Genomic DNA, 12,761 nt, shown 5'->3' with positions numbered 1-12,761 from the left:
GGAATGAGTACAGGATTCATCATAGCAAATTTAATAGTGAGGAATAAGTGAAGTAACAATATTTTACTGCGATGGGAAGTACAGGGAAGGTGCCTTATATATATGCGTAAGGGTATTATTGAAATTGAGCCCGGCAGGAATACCAGGCTCTTTTTCATATTTCCCTGTTAACCCTAATAAGTTATTGAAATTCAGCCCCGGCAAGACTACCAGGGCCTTCCCATTTATTCGTTCTTGGAACGATTTCACCTCAAATACAAATCACTATAATATTTTTTAATTCAGCCCCGGCAGGACTACCAGGGCCTTCCCATTATTCGTTCTTGGAACGATTTCACCTCAAATCCATATCACTATAATATTTTTAAATTCAGCCCCGGCAAGACTACCAGGGCCTTCCCATTATTCCACGTTAAAAATAACCTTACCCCCAATCCCATTTTTAAACACAGGCCGGGCAAGACTACCCAGCCCTTCTCCTACGAACAACTATTAACCAAATACGCTTCTCAAAATCAGGCCCGGCAAGACTACCAGGCCTTTTCACCTTACATTGTGGCGAACTCCCCTCAAGATCTTCCCTCACACACCTAATGCCGCTTATCCGGCGAGCTATCAACAAATAATACCTGGTTAAACATTTCCCGCATCCTGCTTCGTATATGCTTCCCATATATCTCTCCCAACTCCTCACTATACAGCTTCGTCGTCACATGCGTCATCATCCGCCGCGATATAAAATAATTATACCTGGACAACAGCACCTCTCTCATCACATTCACACTCTTACCATACAAATGCCCCTCCGGCTCCAGACCCAAATCATCAAACCCATACACACGTGGCTGCCCATTTGAATAAAATGACCCTTTCGTATATTGTGTGAGCGACTCATAACCCCTCAAATCAAAATCCAACACCACTTCATTGCTTGAACGAAAATCCGGTCGATCCCTCGCTGTACAAAAATTACGCATGATCTTCATGATCGCTGTCTTACCACAACCAGTAGGCCCCATCAGCAAAATTCCTTTCTGAAGATCCAGGCCCTCCGACTCTGCGACTGCCTTGTCTTTCAGGAAGTATGCCAGCAGCCTGGTAATGACAGGTCTGTCCACATCTTCAATTACAAAATCACGCCCAAACATATCTTTCCCCATTTTCGACACATACTGTAGCATGAAATGATAATCATAAGGGGTCGCTATAGGATCTTGTGACATGGGTATTTGTTTTTTCTGATTTGATATTTTTACCTGGTTTAATATTCTCTGCCCATTTCGCCGCCGCGGCCTCCCAATCTATTATCGGCTGCCCGCTGAGCGTCCAGTTGATTGCCTCGTAGTGATAAAAAAATCGCCGGGCCTCCTGGGGCGTTTCCTCCCTTCGCGCAAACCAGTCCAGGACAGCCTCTATTGTTGGCTTTTCATTTTTATTTTTAATGAAACCTTTTTTTTCTGCGGGTGCCTGTTTACCCTCTGTTTTAGTAATTATATTTTTGTTTAAATAATTGTGTCGCAAATTTGCGACTGTAGCAGTACCACTTTCGATACCTGCATGTGTATTAGTTTTGAGATGAGTATCTATATCATTTTCGATACCTGCACATGTACCTGTTTTGCGATTAATACCTATATCACTTTCGACACCTGCATACATACCAGTCTTACAATTCGTACCAAAATCATTTTCAATACCCGCACATCTATCACTTTCAGTAGCTACACGCCTATCACTTTCGGCCCTGCTATCCATATCACCTTCCCGCTCCTCCATCACCAGTGTATAAGCAGCATGCTTCGCAAACCCCTCCGCCAGCAATACAATACTGATGGTGCACAAAATATAAGGACGACCGGAAGGTCGATAAATAATATACCCACACTTATGTAACCATTTCAAACAATGGCTATAGGTATTAGCAGACCCAATCTTACTGGTTTGCATGATCTTTTCCCGTTTGATTGGAAAGCGCTGCCTGAAACGATAATTATTCCAGGTCATAAAAAGCGCCATGTACAGACTGATATGATTCGGTTTCAGCCGGGTATCATTCGCCGCATATTTCCAGAAAGCATTCATGTGCTGGATGTAATTGATGTTTCCACTTTCATAATTGATGTTTCCACGCGCAGCCACCGAGTTTTCTTCTTTAAAAATTAATGGTTGCATATGCGTGGCCAGCTTTGTATGCTCCAGCTGTTCGGCTAATACAGCTGTTTTGACCTGGTGCAATTCATCAGGAGAAAATGCTACACTCATGGCAATATTGATTTTATACGTGATAGATTCATTTTCTCTTCCTCACACCCATCCATCAGTTCAATTAATAAACGGCCCACAGTATCCTTCGCAACAACAGATACATCATACATATACTTCTGAAAAATTGCCACAGAAAGTTGCAACCCGTTATAAAGCAACTCCTTCAGCCGGGGATTTTTTTTGACCAATTCATTAAGCACAGGTAAGAACACACTATCCGTAAAGCTTGTGGTATACTTCATTGCATTTAAGTTTTTAGTTCAGCTGCAAAGTTTTCATATCCCACTGAAATGTACAGGGGTGCCATAAGTGGGACTATCGCCTCTGAAACTCAATACAGACATGGATAGTACCATTTATGGGACTACCTTTTGTCGAAAAAAAAGTTGCCCCCGGGGATCGGAGGCAACTTTCAGGGGGAGTTCTTCGTTGGGGTATACACGAACAAACAATGAACTACAATAACAATTCCGCCACGGTCTCATTCGCCGGCAAATCCTTTGCACTCACACTGATCACACTGCCCTGCACGACATCATTCAACACGGTTGCGGTATACAACCAGTCTAAACCGTTAGCCTGTAATAAGGCATCTCCCTGTTCAATCACCACACCCGCAGCATTCGTGATCGCTACGTTTACACTGGCTACTTTGAAATCATCAATCGCCCTAACGGCAATGGTACTACCGATTGCACCGGTATATTTCGCCGCCGAGATACTCCTGATCTCAGGTGCCTTGAACACATCCCGCAATGCCAGGTTATAAGCTGACTGGTCCTTGTTTGCTTTACGGGCAGCCTCCTGGTACAAGGGCAACAGTGTGGGGTCAGCCATTACCGATTTGGCATAGATCGTACCCATTTTGAATTTACTCTGTACATCCAGTTGCTTCTCCGTAGGGTCTACGGTGTTAGCCCCGCGGTGTTTTCCTATCTGGATACTGCCTGATCTTTTCTTTGTGATCGTCAGTTCCTTTCCTACAGATCCTGAAGTTTCCCTCCAGATCATAGCATTTGACTTTGCCATTGTATTGAATTTTAAAGAAGTGAAAAATGTATACAGTGGGATAAAAGGTGCCGCTCTCTTATCCCGGGCACAGCCTGTATGATGCAATAGTAGGAAAGGAACGAACCTGGTTTTAAAATATCTGTTGGTGAATCGGTAAATAAGGTTTGACGAATCGATAAATGAGGAATGAATAATTCTACTTTGACAACTTAGGATGAGTCTTTATTAAGGTTCTCTAATCCTCTCTGTTCGTGCCTTTTCCTGATTTGGTCAAGCACTTCATCAGAAGAAAACATTTTCTTAGAATAGACTCTTATTATTATATCTCGTATATCATATGCACTTAATAATGGATATTTATCATTATACAAGATTTTTTCACTTAATATAAAATGTAGTGCCTTCATTACCAATACCATATGATGATGCCATGCCCTCCATCCTCTAACCTGATATACCTGCTTCCTGCTTCGCATCCTGGAAGGATCTCTCAATAAAATAACGCTGAGATTGCATTCTGACCAGATCAGCAAGTTCAAATTCATTTTCATATGCATTGGTAAAGGCATATTTATATTCAATATCTCCTGAAGGGGTTTTGTCGCTCTTATAATTAATAAATGTTCTCTATAATCTTCACTCCCCCATCCCATGTATAAACTGTCTGCACATACCCTTTACATACAAGATCGCCCTTACCTGTTTTTCGAAGTCGTATCGTCTGCCATTTTTTTGATGATTTACCTGGGCATAGGTCACTTACTTCTATGGATTTACTATCTGTTTTGTACCGGCAGGGATTACGCCCCGGATTACCCTGCTTTTCAGGAAGATATTTCATTTTCCTTTTTTTTTTAAAAACCTTCCACTATTCCGGCTTATTAACTATATTTTCAGCTTCATTGTAGGCATAGCGTTCCGATTGAAAGGGACAAGGGACTTTTCCTATAACTTCATCTTTAGAAATGACAGAAATACTATTGTTGCCCTGAAATTCCAGGTCACTAACGGGTATTTTTAAATATCTTGTACGTTTTGATTTCCTTATTAATATCCATATTTTGAACGCCTTTTAAAATAGAGCAATTACTGCAACAATTAATCCCGCGATAGCGGCAACAGCTGCAACCCATCCTGCAATCTGTGTGCCTTTGGCTTCTCTAGCAGCCCTTTCTGCAGATTCCTTTTCTTTAAACTCCTTAAAGTGGTCTAACATCATATAGCGAACATTTCTTAAAAAATTGTTATGAGTATTTCTCTTTCGAAGCCCTAAAAAAATCAATACTATCAATAATCTGTTTTTGAATATCAACATGAAGGGTGTCATACTTTATGGACATGGTATCTCTTGATAAATTCATTCTGATAGTCGTATTCAATTGTAAATAAAATTGATTTATTAGACTTTGCCTATCAGATATACGGTATTTATTACATTGTAACTCAAGTAATTGTCTCCCTGTAATGAGCGCAGTAAAAATACCAGAAATTGCTTGGATTTCATTTCCCTCAATAAGTCCACTCAAATAGTCATTACTTTCTTTGGCCTTCTCAGATAAATGGGTCAATATGACTGATTTTATTTGTAATCTTATCGACACATAAGAAGTTATTAATGCTAATATTGAAATAAAAATTGCCACTAAATCAACTATAGAAAGTCTATCCATATTTTGAACGTTTTTTGAAACTGGTAATGATACTTTTAATATACGAGAAACATGCAAACTATATGCAATATTAGAAATGCCTAGTCTAAAACAAGACTAAAAATAAGTATTTAAAAAGGGACTCGATATAGTGAATGAAATTTTGATTCGTGAAAAGAGTTTTTGAAACAAATCATAACTGCAAGGTTAAATTTGCAGCCAGATTGCTATTTATAATCTCTTGGATTCATACAAATTCAAGCTCCCTTTATGATCCATTTGAATTTCTCTCAGAATTTGAATATCTGACTCAATAAGAGTCTCTGTCGAAGAAAGAAATTCAATTATTTTTTTATTTATTTCTGCTTCAGTAATTGACAAGGAATGCTTTGCAACTTTCTCAAAATGACTTTTATCATTCTGATCATAGTCTTCAATTTCTACTACATGCATATAAACCACACTTTCAGAAGACTGAACTAATGCTACAATTTGTTTAAAATCCCTTTCTAACATATATGTTAATGTGTTTCCAATTACTCCTGCTGAAAACAATGCCGCTGAAGTTAAATATGTATCAAACTCTCCTGGTGTAGGGGCATTTGCCTCAACTTCTCTATAAAAATACTTAATTGTATTTTCATCATGGCTGTTGTTAAACAACTCACTTTCTATATAATCTATAGCCGCATTCAAGATAGCAGGATCTCCAAAGTGAAAGTTTCCTGAAAAATATTTATAGTTCATAAACAAACGTCGACAAGCTAAATAGGCATATACCAATTGTTTGCTATGCGACATATCTTTCAACTTTTCTAAAACAAATTTATCAGACAAATAATTAGACATATCTTAACTTTTCAATTCCCGATTGCCATTACTTGATTTGGTTGTACAGAAAAATTCTATAATATTTACAATCTCTTAGATTCATACAAATTCAAGCTACCCTTATCGTCCATTTGAATTTCTCTCAGAATTTGAATATCTGACTCAACAACAGTCTCTGTCGAAGAAAGAAATTCAACTATCTTAGTATTTATTTCTGCTTCAGTAATTGACAAGGGGTGCATTGCTACCTTTTCAAGGTGGCTTCTGTCACTTTGATCAAGGTCATAAACACTTACCACATGGTAGTAAATTACTTCATCCGCGCCCTGAACTAATGCTACCATATCTTTAAAATCTTTTCCTGACATAAATTTCAAGGTATCACCTATTACTGCGGCTGAAAGCATTGCAACAGTGCTTAAATGAGTATCAAATTCATCTGTTTCAGGAACATTTGCTTCAACTTCTTTATAAAAATAGTCAATTGTATTTTTATCATGCTTGCCGCTAAATAACTCGCCTTCAATATAATCAATAGCTGCATTTAATATAGAAGGATTTCCAAAATGGAAGTTTTCCGAAAAATATTCATAGTTCATAAACAAACGTCTACAAGTTAAATAAGCGTATACCATTTGTTTAGTGTAGGACATATCCTTTAACTTTTCTAGAATAATTTCTTCAGACAAATATTTAGGCATATAATAAGAGTATATAAATTATTATGACACAAGCTACAATAATTCTCTGAAAATGATCAGATATCTGTACTAAAAATAGGTTGCTGTAAAGAAATTTTACGCAACCTATTTTTAAAAATTCCGCCCGTAAATCTACAAAACTAGTTGAATAACCTACCTTGAACGGAGCTGTTACTAGGTGGAGGATTTGCGATTACTTTTATTAGCGCTTTAGGCGAATACTGCTTTATGGGAGTAACTATTTTAACACCAGTATTATCAATTGCAGCGGCACAATTTGCACAAACAGGTTTTGTGGCACCAATCTCATGAAGGGTTATTCCGGAGGCTTTAGCTTGATTTAATACGTTAACTTCTGCATGTAATTGGCTGCTTCCATTAACAGGAATTTCTCCAGGCTCCAAGATCCCTATTTGAGCTTTTGTTAATTTTCCGCGACTAGACCCGACTAAGGTAACGTCATTACCTGCTGCATCAGTTCCTGTAGCTACAGCAGTTGTAGTCTTATCACGACGAATGCCCTCTGGTATAGCTTCCTTAAATGCCTGTACCCTTGCCTGAATCCTTTCTGCATTAGATGCCGCTGTACCTGACGCTCCTGATGCAGTTGCCTCAGTAGCTGTTGCAGCTTCGGATGCAGTTGTTGTTACAGCACTTGCTTCAGGGGCGGCTGCAGACGTAGCTTCACTGGCAACTGCAGCTGACTCCGTAGCTACCGTGGCCGCAACTGAAGTTGGACTACCCGGAGACGGAGCACCAAATAGCATACTTGCATACAATATCTGAGCAGCTTGAGGTTGAAGAAGAGAAAATGCAGCTACTCCGGCAGCAGCTACTCCTACCAGGTCTCCCATGGCACGTGCCTCAAATCTGGCATTCAATTCTTTAGCCGTAATTTTCCCGGAGGACACGTCCCTCAAATCCCTCTCCACTCTCATATCCGCAGCCACTTCCAGTCCTTCTAACTCAGTATTTGAAGTAACCTTGTTTTCAGAAAACGCGTAGGGTGAATTATATACATACTTATCAGCAAGGGGATCTACTTCCCAAAATCTTCCAATTTGAGGATCATGGTCCCGCCATTTAAACTGATAAATGTTTAATCCAAAATTGTCATCAAAATCCTGAGCCTGGAATTTTTTCTTATTTTCCGGATACAACGGGCCCTTTAATGCACCTGAGCTAATACCGGCCATGGTTAAGCCAAAAGGATAGTAGTGCGTCTCCTCTAATAGTGGGCCTGAAATATGACTAACAATCAGGTTATCAAAATAAACATTCTGAGCACTTTCATTTGTCAGATAAATATAGATAAATCCTGTCCGGTTAACTCTAAACTTACCAACTGAAAGAATATTAAGTGAATCAATAGGTCCCTGAAGTTGTTTTACGCCAGAATTTTCATCTACAAGATTAAACTGATCATCAAAAGTTGCATAATTTAAATATGCTTTGGGACTGCCTGAAAGGTTTTGGTTTGGGTCTTTTGTTACTAAGTTACTGTATATGCTACTAGTGAAAGAAGATATAGGAGATCCGGTACCGATTCCACTATGAACACCATCTGTAATGCCGGAACCTGAAAATGCCTGAATTATAGCTGCAGACATTGAAGAGGAGTTACTAGAAGATGTATTTGCACCAGCATTTTTATAAAGCCCTTTAGTAGCAATAGATATAGTATCACCGGCCATAACTCTCAACGTTAATCCGGGTCCAACTTTATTGGTACTGGCATTTAGCAATGCACAATATTGATTCGGATTGGTTGTATTATCCGTAGGATATGGATTAGGTAGCGGTGCCCTGGTATTACTTAAATTATTAAATAAACTTTCTTCTACGGATGCAGCCGCACTTTCCATTGTTGCTGCATATATTACTTACAATATTTTTCCTTTAACTTATCAAATTCCGCAACTATGGGATTACAGTATGCTTTAACTGCGTTCATTAAATCATCATAATATTCTGCATTCAGAATCTCTTTCGGCACAATTGCCTCAATTTGTGATAACGGAATATTTGGTTTAAAGTTATTGATTATTGGCAACTTTGGCATATCTCTTTCTGTCATAAAAGGATTCCTCACAAAATTCTTCAAAATAGGAGCAAGAAAGCGATGTTTATCCAACAAATCCTTTAAACGCTGTTTATCTTCTCCCTCCACATTATACATCCATGGGCGAGGCAGCGGGTCTACATAAGCTAGAAATGGATCAACAATCTCTGTAAATTTTGGCCCATAATGAATATCCATTATTAAGTGCATATGATATACGAGATATAATAATAAGAGTCTATTCTAAGAAAAGGTTTTCTTCTGATGAAGTGCTGACCAAATCAGGAAAAGGCACGAACAGGGAGGATTAGAGAACCTTAATAAAGACTCATCCTAAGTTGTCAAAGTAGAATTAATTACAGGACGACTTTTACACGCTCAAAAAAACGCGCAGCATAGCCTTTTCCCAGGGCCAGTTCTTTATCCGATATAAAAACCGTCTCCATGGTAAATCCGCTTACATGGTCCATACATACAATACAGGACCTGTTCACCCGGCAAAAATGTGCCTTTGGTAACATTTCTTCCAGTTGCTGAAGGGTGCTATTCACCAGGTAATGTGCCTTTGTGGTCAGGATCTTTACACAGCCGGTGCTGGCCTCCAGTAATACAATCTCAGCGCTATCCACCTTCGTGAATACCCCATTGCTTGTACGAATAAAAATAGCTTCATGCATAGGAAAAATCTATTCAGGATCCACTCCGGTATTTCCAGTAATACAATCTCAGCGCTATCCACCTTCGTGAATACCCCATTGCTTGTACGAATAAAAATAGCTTCATGCATAGGAAAAATCTATTCAGGATCCACTCCGGTATTTCCAGTAATACAATCTCAGCGCTATCCACCTTCGTGAATACCCCATTGCTTGTACGAATAAAAATAGCTTCATGCATAGGAAAAATCTATTCAGGATCCACTCCGGTATTTCCAGTAATACAATCTCAGCGCTATCCACCTTCGTGAATACCCCATTGCTTGTACGAATAAAAATAGCTTCATGCATAGGAAAAATCTATTCAGGATCCACCCCGGTATTTCCAGAAACGATATGCTAACCATTCCGGTCGCTGATCCCTGTAATAAGTACAAAACTCTGCCAGGGTCAATTTATAAGTAGGCGGTTTATCCAGCGCCTGCCTCGCCTTTTTTAGCAATCGGTAAGCTGTAGATGAAGAATCATCTATCATTACCATCAACGCTTTTGCTTTTAGTATTTCATGGAATAAATATGCATACCGGCCACCAGGTGTAAAATTTTCAAAATTGCCAGTTTCTCCAAATTTCTCATTATTCAATGCCCTACAATTTAATTATTTATCATTGTTCGTAGGATCTTGCAAAATTAACATTTCAATTGCTTTTATCATGACGACAAACGGTAAATTATTCTTATTGCAACGCAAAAATACCCCCTGCAAAAAAAACAAGCGGATCATGAACCCGGAATTCACCACAGCCATTCGCGCTGCAAAACTAATCAAGGTTTGCGCGGCATTCATGCCACCTGACCGAAAGCGGTTTTATCGTTTATCAAAGTTTATTTTGCACCATGTAATTCATGCGGACATACATCACAAAATTGGTGAAAGAATGTTGCTGACAGAAAACCTACAGGTATTTAAAAATTATGAATTCGATCCGGACCATCCATTCGAAAAATACATGCCCGGAGAAATCATCCTGCATAAAAACAGCATCTCCATTCCACAGCCGAAGATCATCTGGCCGGCAAATACCTCGTACTTTAAAATGTTCCTGATAGGTGTCAGCATAGACTTCCAGGCATTCACGACAAACAGCCTGACACAAAGCACTGAATGGCTCACACAGGATCATGATCCCATTAGCCTGGAAATAGCAAACACGCATGCCCACCTTACCGCGATAGGGATTGCATTTACAAACAATAATCATATGCCGGTCAACTGTCAGGCAGTAAAAATCATCGATGTCAATCTTTGATCATTCCAGGCGAACTTCTCTCACAGTTTCATTGTGTGGCAAACCAACCGCTACAACGATCACCTTCCCACCAGCGCGCTATCACAGACGCTTTATTAATCATTCCAGGCGAACTTCCCTCACTGTTTCATTCCCTGGCAAATCCACCACCACCACAATCACCTTTCCACCAGCCGGTAACACAACAGCCTTATAATACCAATCCACGCCATTACGACCTAACACCGCCATCCCCCTTTCCTGCAACACACCTGCCGCATCAAATACCTTTACCTGCACTTCAGCCACCCTGAATTCATCCTTCGCCCTTACTACCACTGTCGTTTCTTCAAACACGATGTTCTGCACTTCAGGCGACCTGTAAGCATCCTTCACCGCCATATTATAGGCATTCTGCCCCGGCCCTGCCTTGGACTTATAATAATCCTTCAGCTCCGGATCCTGCAAAATCACCTTTGCATAAGCCGCCGCTACACGTAACTTATACCTGGCCTCCAGCTGTTTTTTTGTCGGTTTCTTATTTGACGGGCCACGCTTCTTTGCCATGATGATCTGCCCGTTCCTTTCGTAAATCGTGAGTTGACCGCCGAGACTTCCCCGGACGAGTTGCAGCAAAATGTTATCCTTTACAAGGGCCATAACAAACAATTTTTGGGGTTATATATGCAATGTAAAGATTTTCGTCCGGAATACGACATTAAATAAACACCAATACGTCACTTAATGCTTACCTCAATATCCAATCGATATAGTAGTACCCTTAAAATGTCCTTATAGTTACCTATACGACTTAAACAAAGCCCCTCTTCCAATAAGAAATAACCTTAATTTTGCTTTTCAAATAAATAATATGACAGGAACTGTGCTCATTATCGACGACGAAGAAAAATTACGCAGCCTGATGAAACGCATCATCACCCTGGAAGGGTACAACGTCCTCGAAGCCGGTAATATCAAATCCGCCCAAAAAATTCTCGATAAAGAAGATATAGACGTCGTCCTCTGTGACGTAAAACTCCCCGACGGCAGCGGCGTAGACTATTCCAAAACCATCAAAGAAAAATTCCCCTCCCTCGAAGTCATCCTCCTCACCGCCTACGGCAACATCCCCGACGGCGTGCAGGCCATCAAAAACGGGGCTTTCGACTACCTCACCAAAGGCGACGACAATAACCGCATCATCCCCCTCCTGAACCGTGCACATGAAAAAGTCCTCCTGCAAAAACGAATCGAAAAACTCGAAAAACAGGTAGGACAGAAATACAGCTTCGACAGCATCCTGGGCAATTCCAGGGCCATCACCGATGCCATTGCACAAGCCAGCAAGGTAGCCCCCGCCGATACCACCGTATTATTATTAGGTGAAACCGGAACCGGTAAGGAAGTCTTCGCCCAGGCTATCCATAACAACAGCAAACGTGCAGGCAAACCTTTCGTGGCACTCAACTGTAGCGCCTTCAGCAGGGAACTGCTCGAAAGTGAACTATTCGGTTATAAAGCCGGTGCCTTTACCAACGCCACCCGGGATAAAAAAGGCCTCATCGAAGAAGCCAATAACGGCACCATCTTCCTCGACGAACTGGGCGAAATGCCACTGGACCTCCAGGCCAAACTGCTCCGTGTATTGGAGACCGGTGAGTTTATTAAAGTAGGCGATACCAAACCTACCAAAGTAAATGTTCGCATCATCGCCGCCACGAACCGCGACCTGAAAGCTGAAGCAGAAAAAGGACTCTTCCGGGAAGACCTGTATTACCGCCTGAACGTATTTGCCATCACCCTTCCTCCATTAAGAGAAAGGAAAAAAGATATTCCTGTACTTGCAGAATACTTCATCGCCCTCGCTGCCAACCGCAACAACAGGAAGCCACTGAAGATGACACAGGAATTTATTGAAAAGCTGCAGCTGCATGAATGGAAAGGGAATATCCGTGAACTAAAAAACGTATTAGAACGGGCAGTGATCCTCGCTGACAATGATGAACTGACGGTTGATCATTTACCCTTTGACCTGCAGATTGCTGATAAATCTTCCGGCATCCTCTCCGCTTTTGACCTTGCCAGCGTAGAAAAACTTCATATTATAAAGGTGCTTCACCACACCAAAAACAATAAAACAGAAGCAGCGAAATTATTAAATATAGGACTGGCTACCCTCTATCGAAAAATAGAGGAATATAAAATCTAGCTTGTTTCAAATTGATAAAACCCTCTCAAAATGAGAGGGTTTTATTTTTACAGTCGGCCAGGTCACCATTGAAAACCAATCATTTAAC

The 12,761-nt window shown here is 40.4% G+C and carries 16 protein-coding genes; 2 read left to right on the top strand and 14 right to left on the bottom strand.

Features of this window, described 5'->3' with window-relative positions; all coding sequences use genetic code 11:
• Positions 1 to 590: 590 nt before the first annotated feature.
• The 13 genes from DXN04_RS19250 to DXN04_RS19185 form a co-directional block, all read right to left on the bottom strand.
• Positions 591 to 1,223, bottom strand: coding sequence for a P-loop NTPase family protein (locus DXN04_RS19250; RefSeq protein WP_147319994.1), 633 nt, complete (start codon positions 1,221 to 1,223; stop codon positions 591 to 593).
• Positions 1,192 to 2,262, bottom strand: a complete 1,071-nt coding sequence (locus tag DXN04_RS19245) for a hypothetical protein (protein WP_116855022.1) — start codon at positions 2,260 to 2,262, stop codon at positions 1,192 to 1,194. The genes DXN04_RS19250 and DXN04_RS19245 overlap by 32 nt, the downstream gene beginning before the upstream one ends.
• On the bottom strand, positions 2,259 to 2,507 hold the full coding sequence (locus DXN04_RS19240; protein WP_116855021.1) for a hypothetical protein: 249 nt from the start codon (positions 2,505 to 2,507) through the stop codon (positions 2,259 to 2,261). Before DXN04_RS19240 ends, DXN04_RS19245 begins: the two co-directional genes overlap by 4 nt.
• Before the next feature lie 214 nt (positions 2,508 to 2,721).
• Positions 2,722 to 3,294, bottom strand: coding sequence for a hypothetical protein (locus tag DXN04_RS19235; protein ID WP_147319993.1), 573 nt, complete (start codon positions 3,292 to 3,294; stop codon positions 2,722 to 2,724).
• Between the two features lie 595 nt (positions 3,295 to 3,889).
• A complete protein-coding gene (locus DXN04_RS34595) occupies positions 3,890 to 4,117 on the bottom strand; it encodes a hypothetical protein (RefSeq protein WP_147319992.1) in 228 nt (75 codons plus the stop codon).
• Positions 4,118 to 4,348: 231 nt separating this feature from the next.
• The gene (locus DXN04_RS34840) at positions 4,349 to 4,495 is read right to left on the bottom strand and encodes a hypothetical protein (protein ID WP_158569076.1); all 147 of its coding nucleotides are present in this window, start codon (positions 4,493 to 4,495) and stop codon (positions 4,349 to 4,351) included.
• A 25-nt stretch (positions 4,496 to 4,520) separates the two neighbouring features.
• Positions 4,521 to 4,946 (bottom strand): hypothetical protein, encoded by a 426-nt coding sequence (locus DXN04_RS19220; RefSeq protein WP_116855017.1) that lies wholly within the window; start codon positions 4,944 to 4,946, stop codon positions 4,521 to 4,523.
• A gap of 210 nt (positions 4,947 to 5,156) precedes the next feature.
• Complete coding sequence (locus DXN04_RS19215; protein ID WP_116855016.1) at positions 5,157 to 5,774, bottom strand: DUF416 family protein; 618 nt, start codon at positions 5,772 to 5,774, stop codon at positions 5,157 to 5,159.
• A 65-nt stretch (positions 5,775 to 5,839) separates the two neighbouring features.
• The gene (locus DXN04_RS19210) at positions 5,840 to 6,457 is read right to left on the bottom strand and encodes a DUF416 family protein (protein WP_116855015.1); all 618 of its coding nucleotides are present in this window, start codon (positions 6,455 to 6,457) and stop codon (positions 5,840 to 5,842) included.
• A 140-nt stretch (positions 6,458 to 6,597) separates the two neighbouring features.
• Positions 6,598 to 8,322 carry an RHS repeat-associated core domain-containing protein gene (locus tag DXN04_RS19205; RefSeq protein ID WP_116855014.1) on the bottom strand — a complete coding sequence of 575 codons (1,725 nt, stop codon included), beginning with the start codon at positions 8,320 to 8,322 and terminating at the stop codon, positions 6,598 to 6,600.
• 14 nt (positions 8,323 to 8,336) lie between these two features.
• Positions 8,337 to 8,717, bottom strand: coding sequence for a hypothetical protein (locus tag DXN04_RS19200; RefSeq protein WP_116855013.1), 381 nt, complete (start codon positions 8,715 to 8,717; stop codon positions 8,337 to 8,339).
• A 158-nt stretch (positions 8,718 to 8,875) separates the two neighbouring features.
• Complete coding sequence (locus tag DXN04_RS19195; RefSeq protein WP_116855012.1) at positions 8,876 to 9,196, bottom strand: LytR/AlgR family response regulator transcription factor; 321 nt, start codon at positions 9,194 to 9,196, stop codon at positions 8,876 to 8,878.
• Between the two features lie 343 nt (positions 9,197 to 9,539).
• Positions 9,540 to 9,818 carry a hypothetical protein gene (locus DXN04_RS19185; RefSeq protein ID WP_116855010.1) on the bottom strand — a complete coding sequence of 93 codons (279 nt, stop codon included), beginning with the start codon at positions 9,816 to 9,818 and terminating at the stop codon, positions 9,540 to 9,542.
• Between the two features lie 295 nt (positions 9,819 to 10,113).
• Between DXN04_RS19185 and DXN04_RS34590 the strand changes: the two genes are divergently transcribed.
• Positions 10,114 to 10,485 carry a hypothetical protein gene (locus tag DXN04_RS34590; RefSeq protein WP_147319991.1) on the top strand — a complete coding sequence of 124 codons (372 nt, stop codon included), beginning with the start codon at positions 10,114 to 10,116 and terminating at the stop codon, positions 10,483 to 10,485.
• A gap of 99 nt (positions 10,486 to 10,584) precedes the next feature.
• Here the strand turns inward: DXN04_RS34590 and DXN04_RS19175 are convergent, their stop codons facing one another.
• Positions 10,585 to 11,124: a hypothetical protein gene (locus DXN04_RS19175; protein WP_116855008.1), complete on the bottom strand. Its 540-nt coding sequence runs from the start codon at positions 11,122 to 11,124 to the stop codon at positions 10,585 to 10,587.
• 211 nt (positions 11,125 to 11,335) lie between these two features.
• Between DXN04_RS19175 and DXN04_RS19170 the strand changes: the two genes are divergently transcribed.
• A complete protein-coding gene (locus DXN04_RS19170) occupies positions 11,336 to 12,673 on the top strand; it encodes a sigma-54-dependent transcriptional regulator (RefSeq protein ID WP_116855007.1) in 1,338 nt (445 codons plus the stop codon).
• Positions 12,674 to 12,761 lie beyond the last annotated feature (88 nt).

This window comes from Chitinophaga silvisoli, assembly GCF_003412465.1.
Taxonomy (GTDB): domain Bacteria; phylum Bacteroidota; class Bacteroidia; order Chitinophagales; family Chitinophagaceae; genus Chitinophaga; species Chitinophaga silvisoli.
This window is presented reverse-complemented; position numbering and strand designations above follow the sequence as displayed.

Coding starts and splice junctions, on each gene's coding strand:
- DXN04_RS19250 (WP_147319994.1), bottom strand. CDS start 1,223: ATGTCACAAGATCCTATAGCGACCCCTTATGATTATCATTTCATGCTA.
- DXN04_RS19170 (WP_116855007.1), top strand. CDS start 11,336: ATGACAGGAACTGTGCTCATTATCGACGACGAAGAAAAATTACGCAGC.
- DXN04_RS19210 (WP_116855015.1), bottom strand. CDS start 6,457: ATGCCTAAATATTTGTCTGAAGAAATTATTCTAGAAAAGTTAAAGGAT.
- DXN04_RS19205 (WP_116855014.1), bottom strand. CDS start 8,322: ATGGAAAGTGCGGCTGCATCCGTAGAAGAAAGTTTATTTAATAATTTA.
- DXN04_RS34595 (WP_147319992.1), bottom strand. CDS start 4,117: ATGAAATATCTTCCTGAAAAGCAGGGTAATCCGGGGCGTAATCCCTGC.
- DXN04_RS19195 (WP_116855012.1), bottom strand. CDS start 9,196: ATGCATGAAGCTATTTTTATTCGTACAAGCAATGGGGTATTCACGAAG.
- DXN04_RS19220 (WP_116855017.1), bottom strand. CDS start 4,946: ATGGATAGACTTTCTATAGTTGATTTAGTGGCAATTTTTATTTCAATA.
- DXN04_RS19240 (WP_116855021.1), bottom strand. CDS start 2,507: ATGAAGTATACCACAAGCTTTACGGATAGTGTGTTCTTACCTGTGCTT.
- DXN04_RS19200 (WP_116855013.1), bottom strand. CDS start 8,717: ATGGATATTCATTATGGGCCAAAATTTACAGAGATTGTTGATCCATTT.
- DXN04_RS19215 (WP_116855016.1), bottom strand. CDS start 5,774: ATGTCTAATTATTTGTCTGATAAATTTGTTTTAGAAAAGTTGAAAGAT.
- DXN04_RS34840 (WP_158569076.1), bottom strand. CDS start 4,495: ATGATGTTAGACCACTTTAAGGAGTTTAAAGAAAAGGAATCTGCAGAA.
- DXN04_RS19235 (WP_147319993.1), bottom strand. CDS start 3,294: ATGGCAAAGTCAAATGCTATGATCTGGAGGGAAACTTCAGGATCTGTA.
- DXN04_RS19175 (WP_116855008.1), bottom strand. CDS start 11,124: ATGGCCCTTGTAAAGGATAACATTTTGCTGCAACTCGTCCGGGGAAGT.
- DXN04_RS34590 (WP_147319991.1), top strand. CDS start 10,114: ATGTTGCTGACAGAAAACCTACAGGTATTTAAAAATTATGAATTCGAT.
- DXN04_RS19245 (WP_116855022.1), bottom strand. CDS start 2,262: ATGAGTGTAGCATTTTCTCCTGATGAATTGCACCAGGTCAAAACAGCT.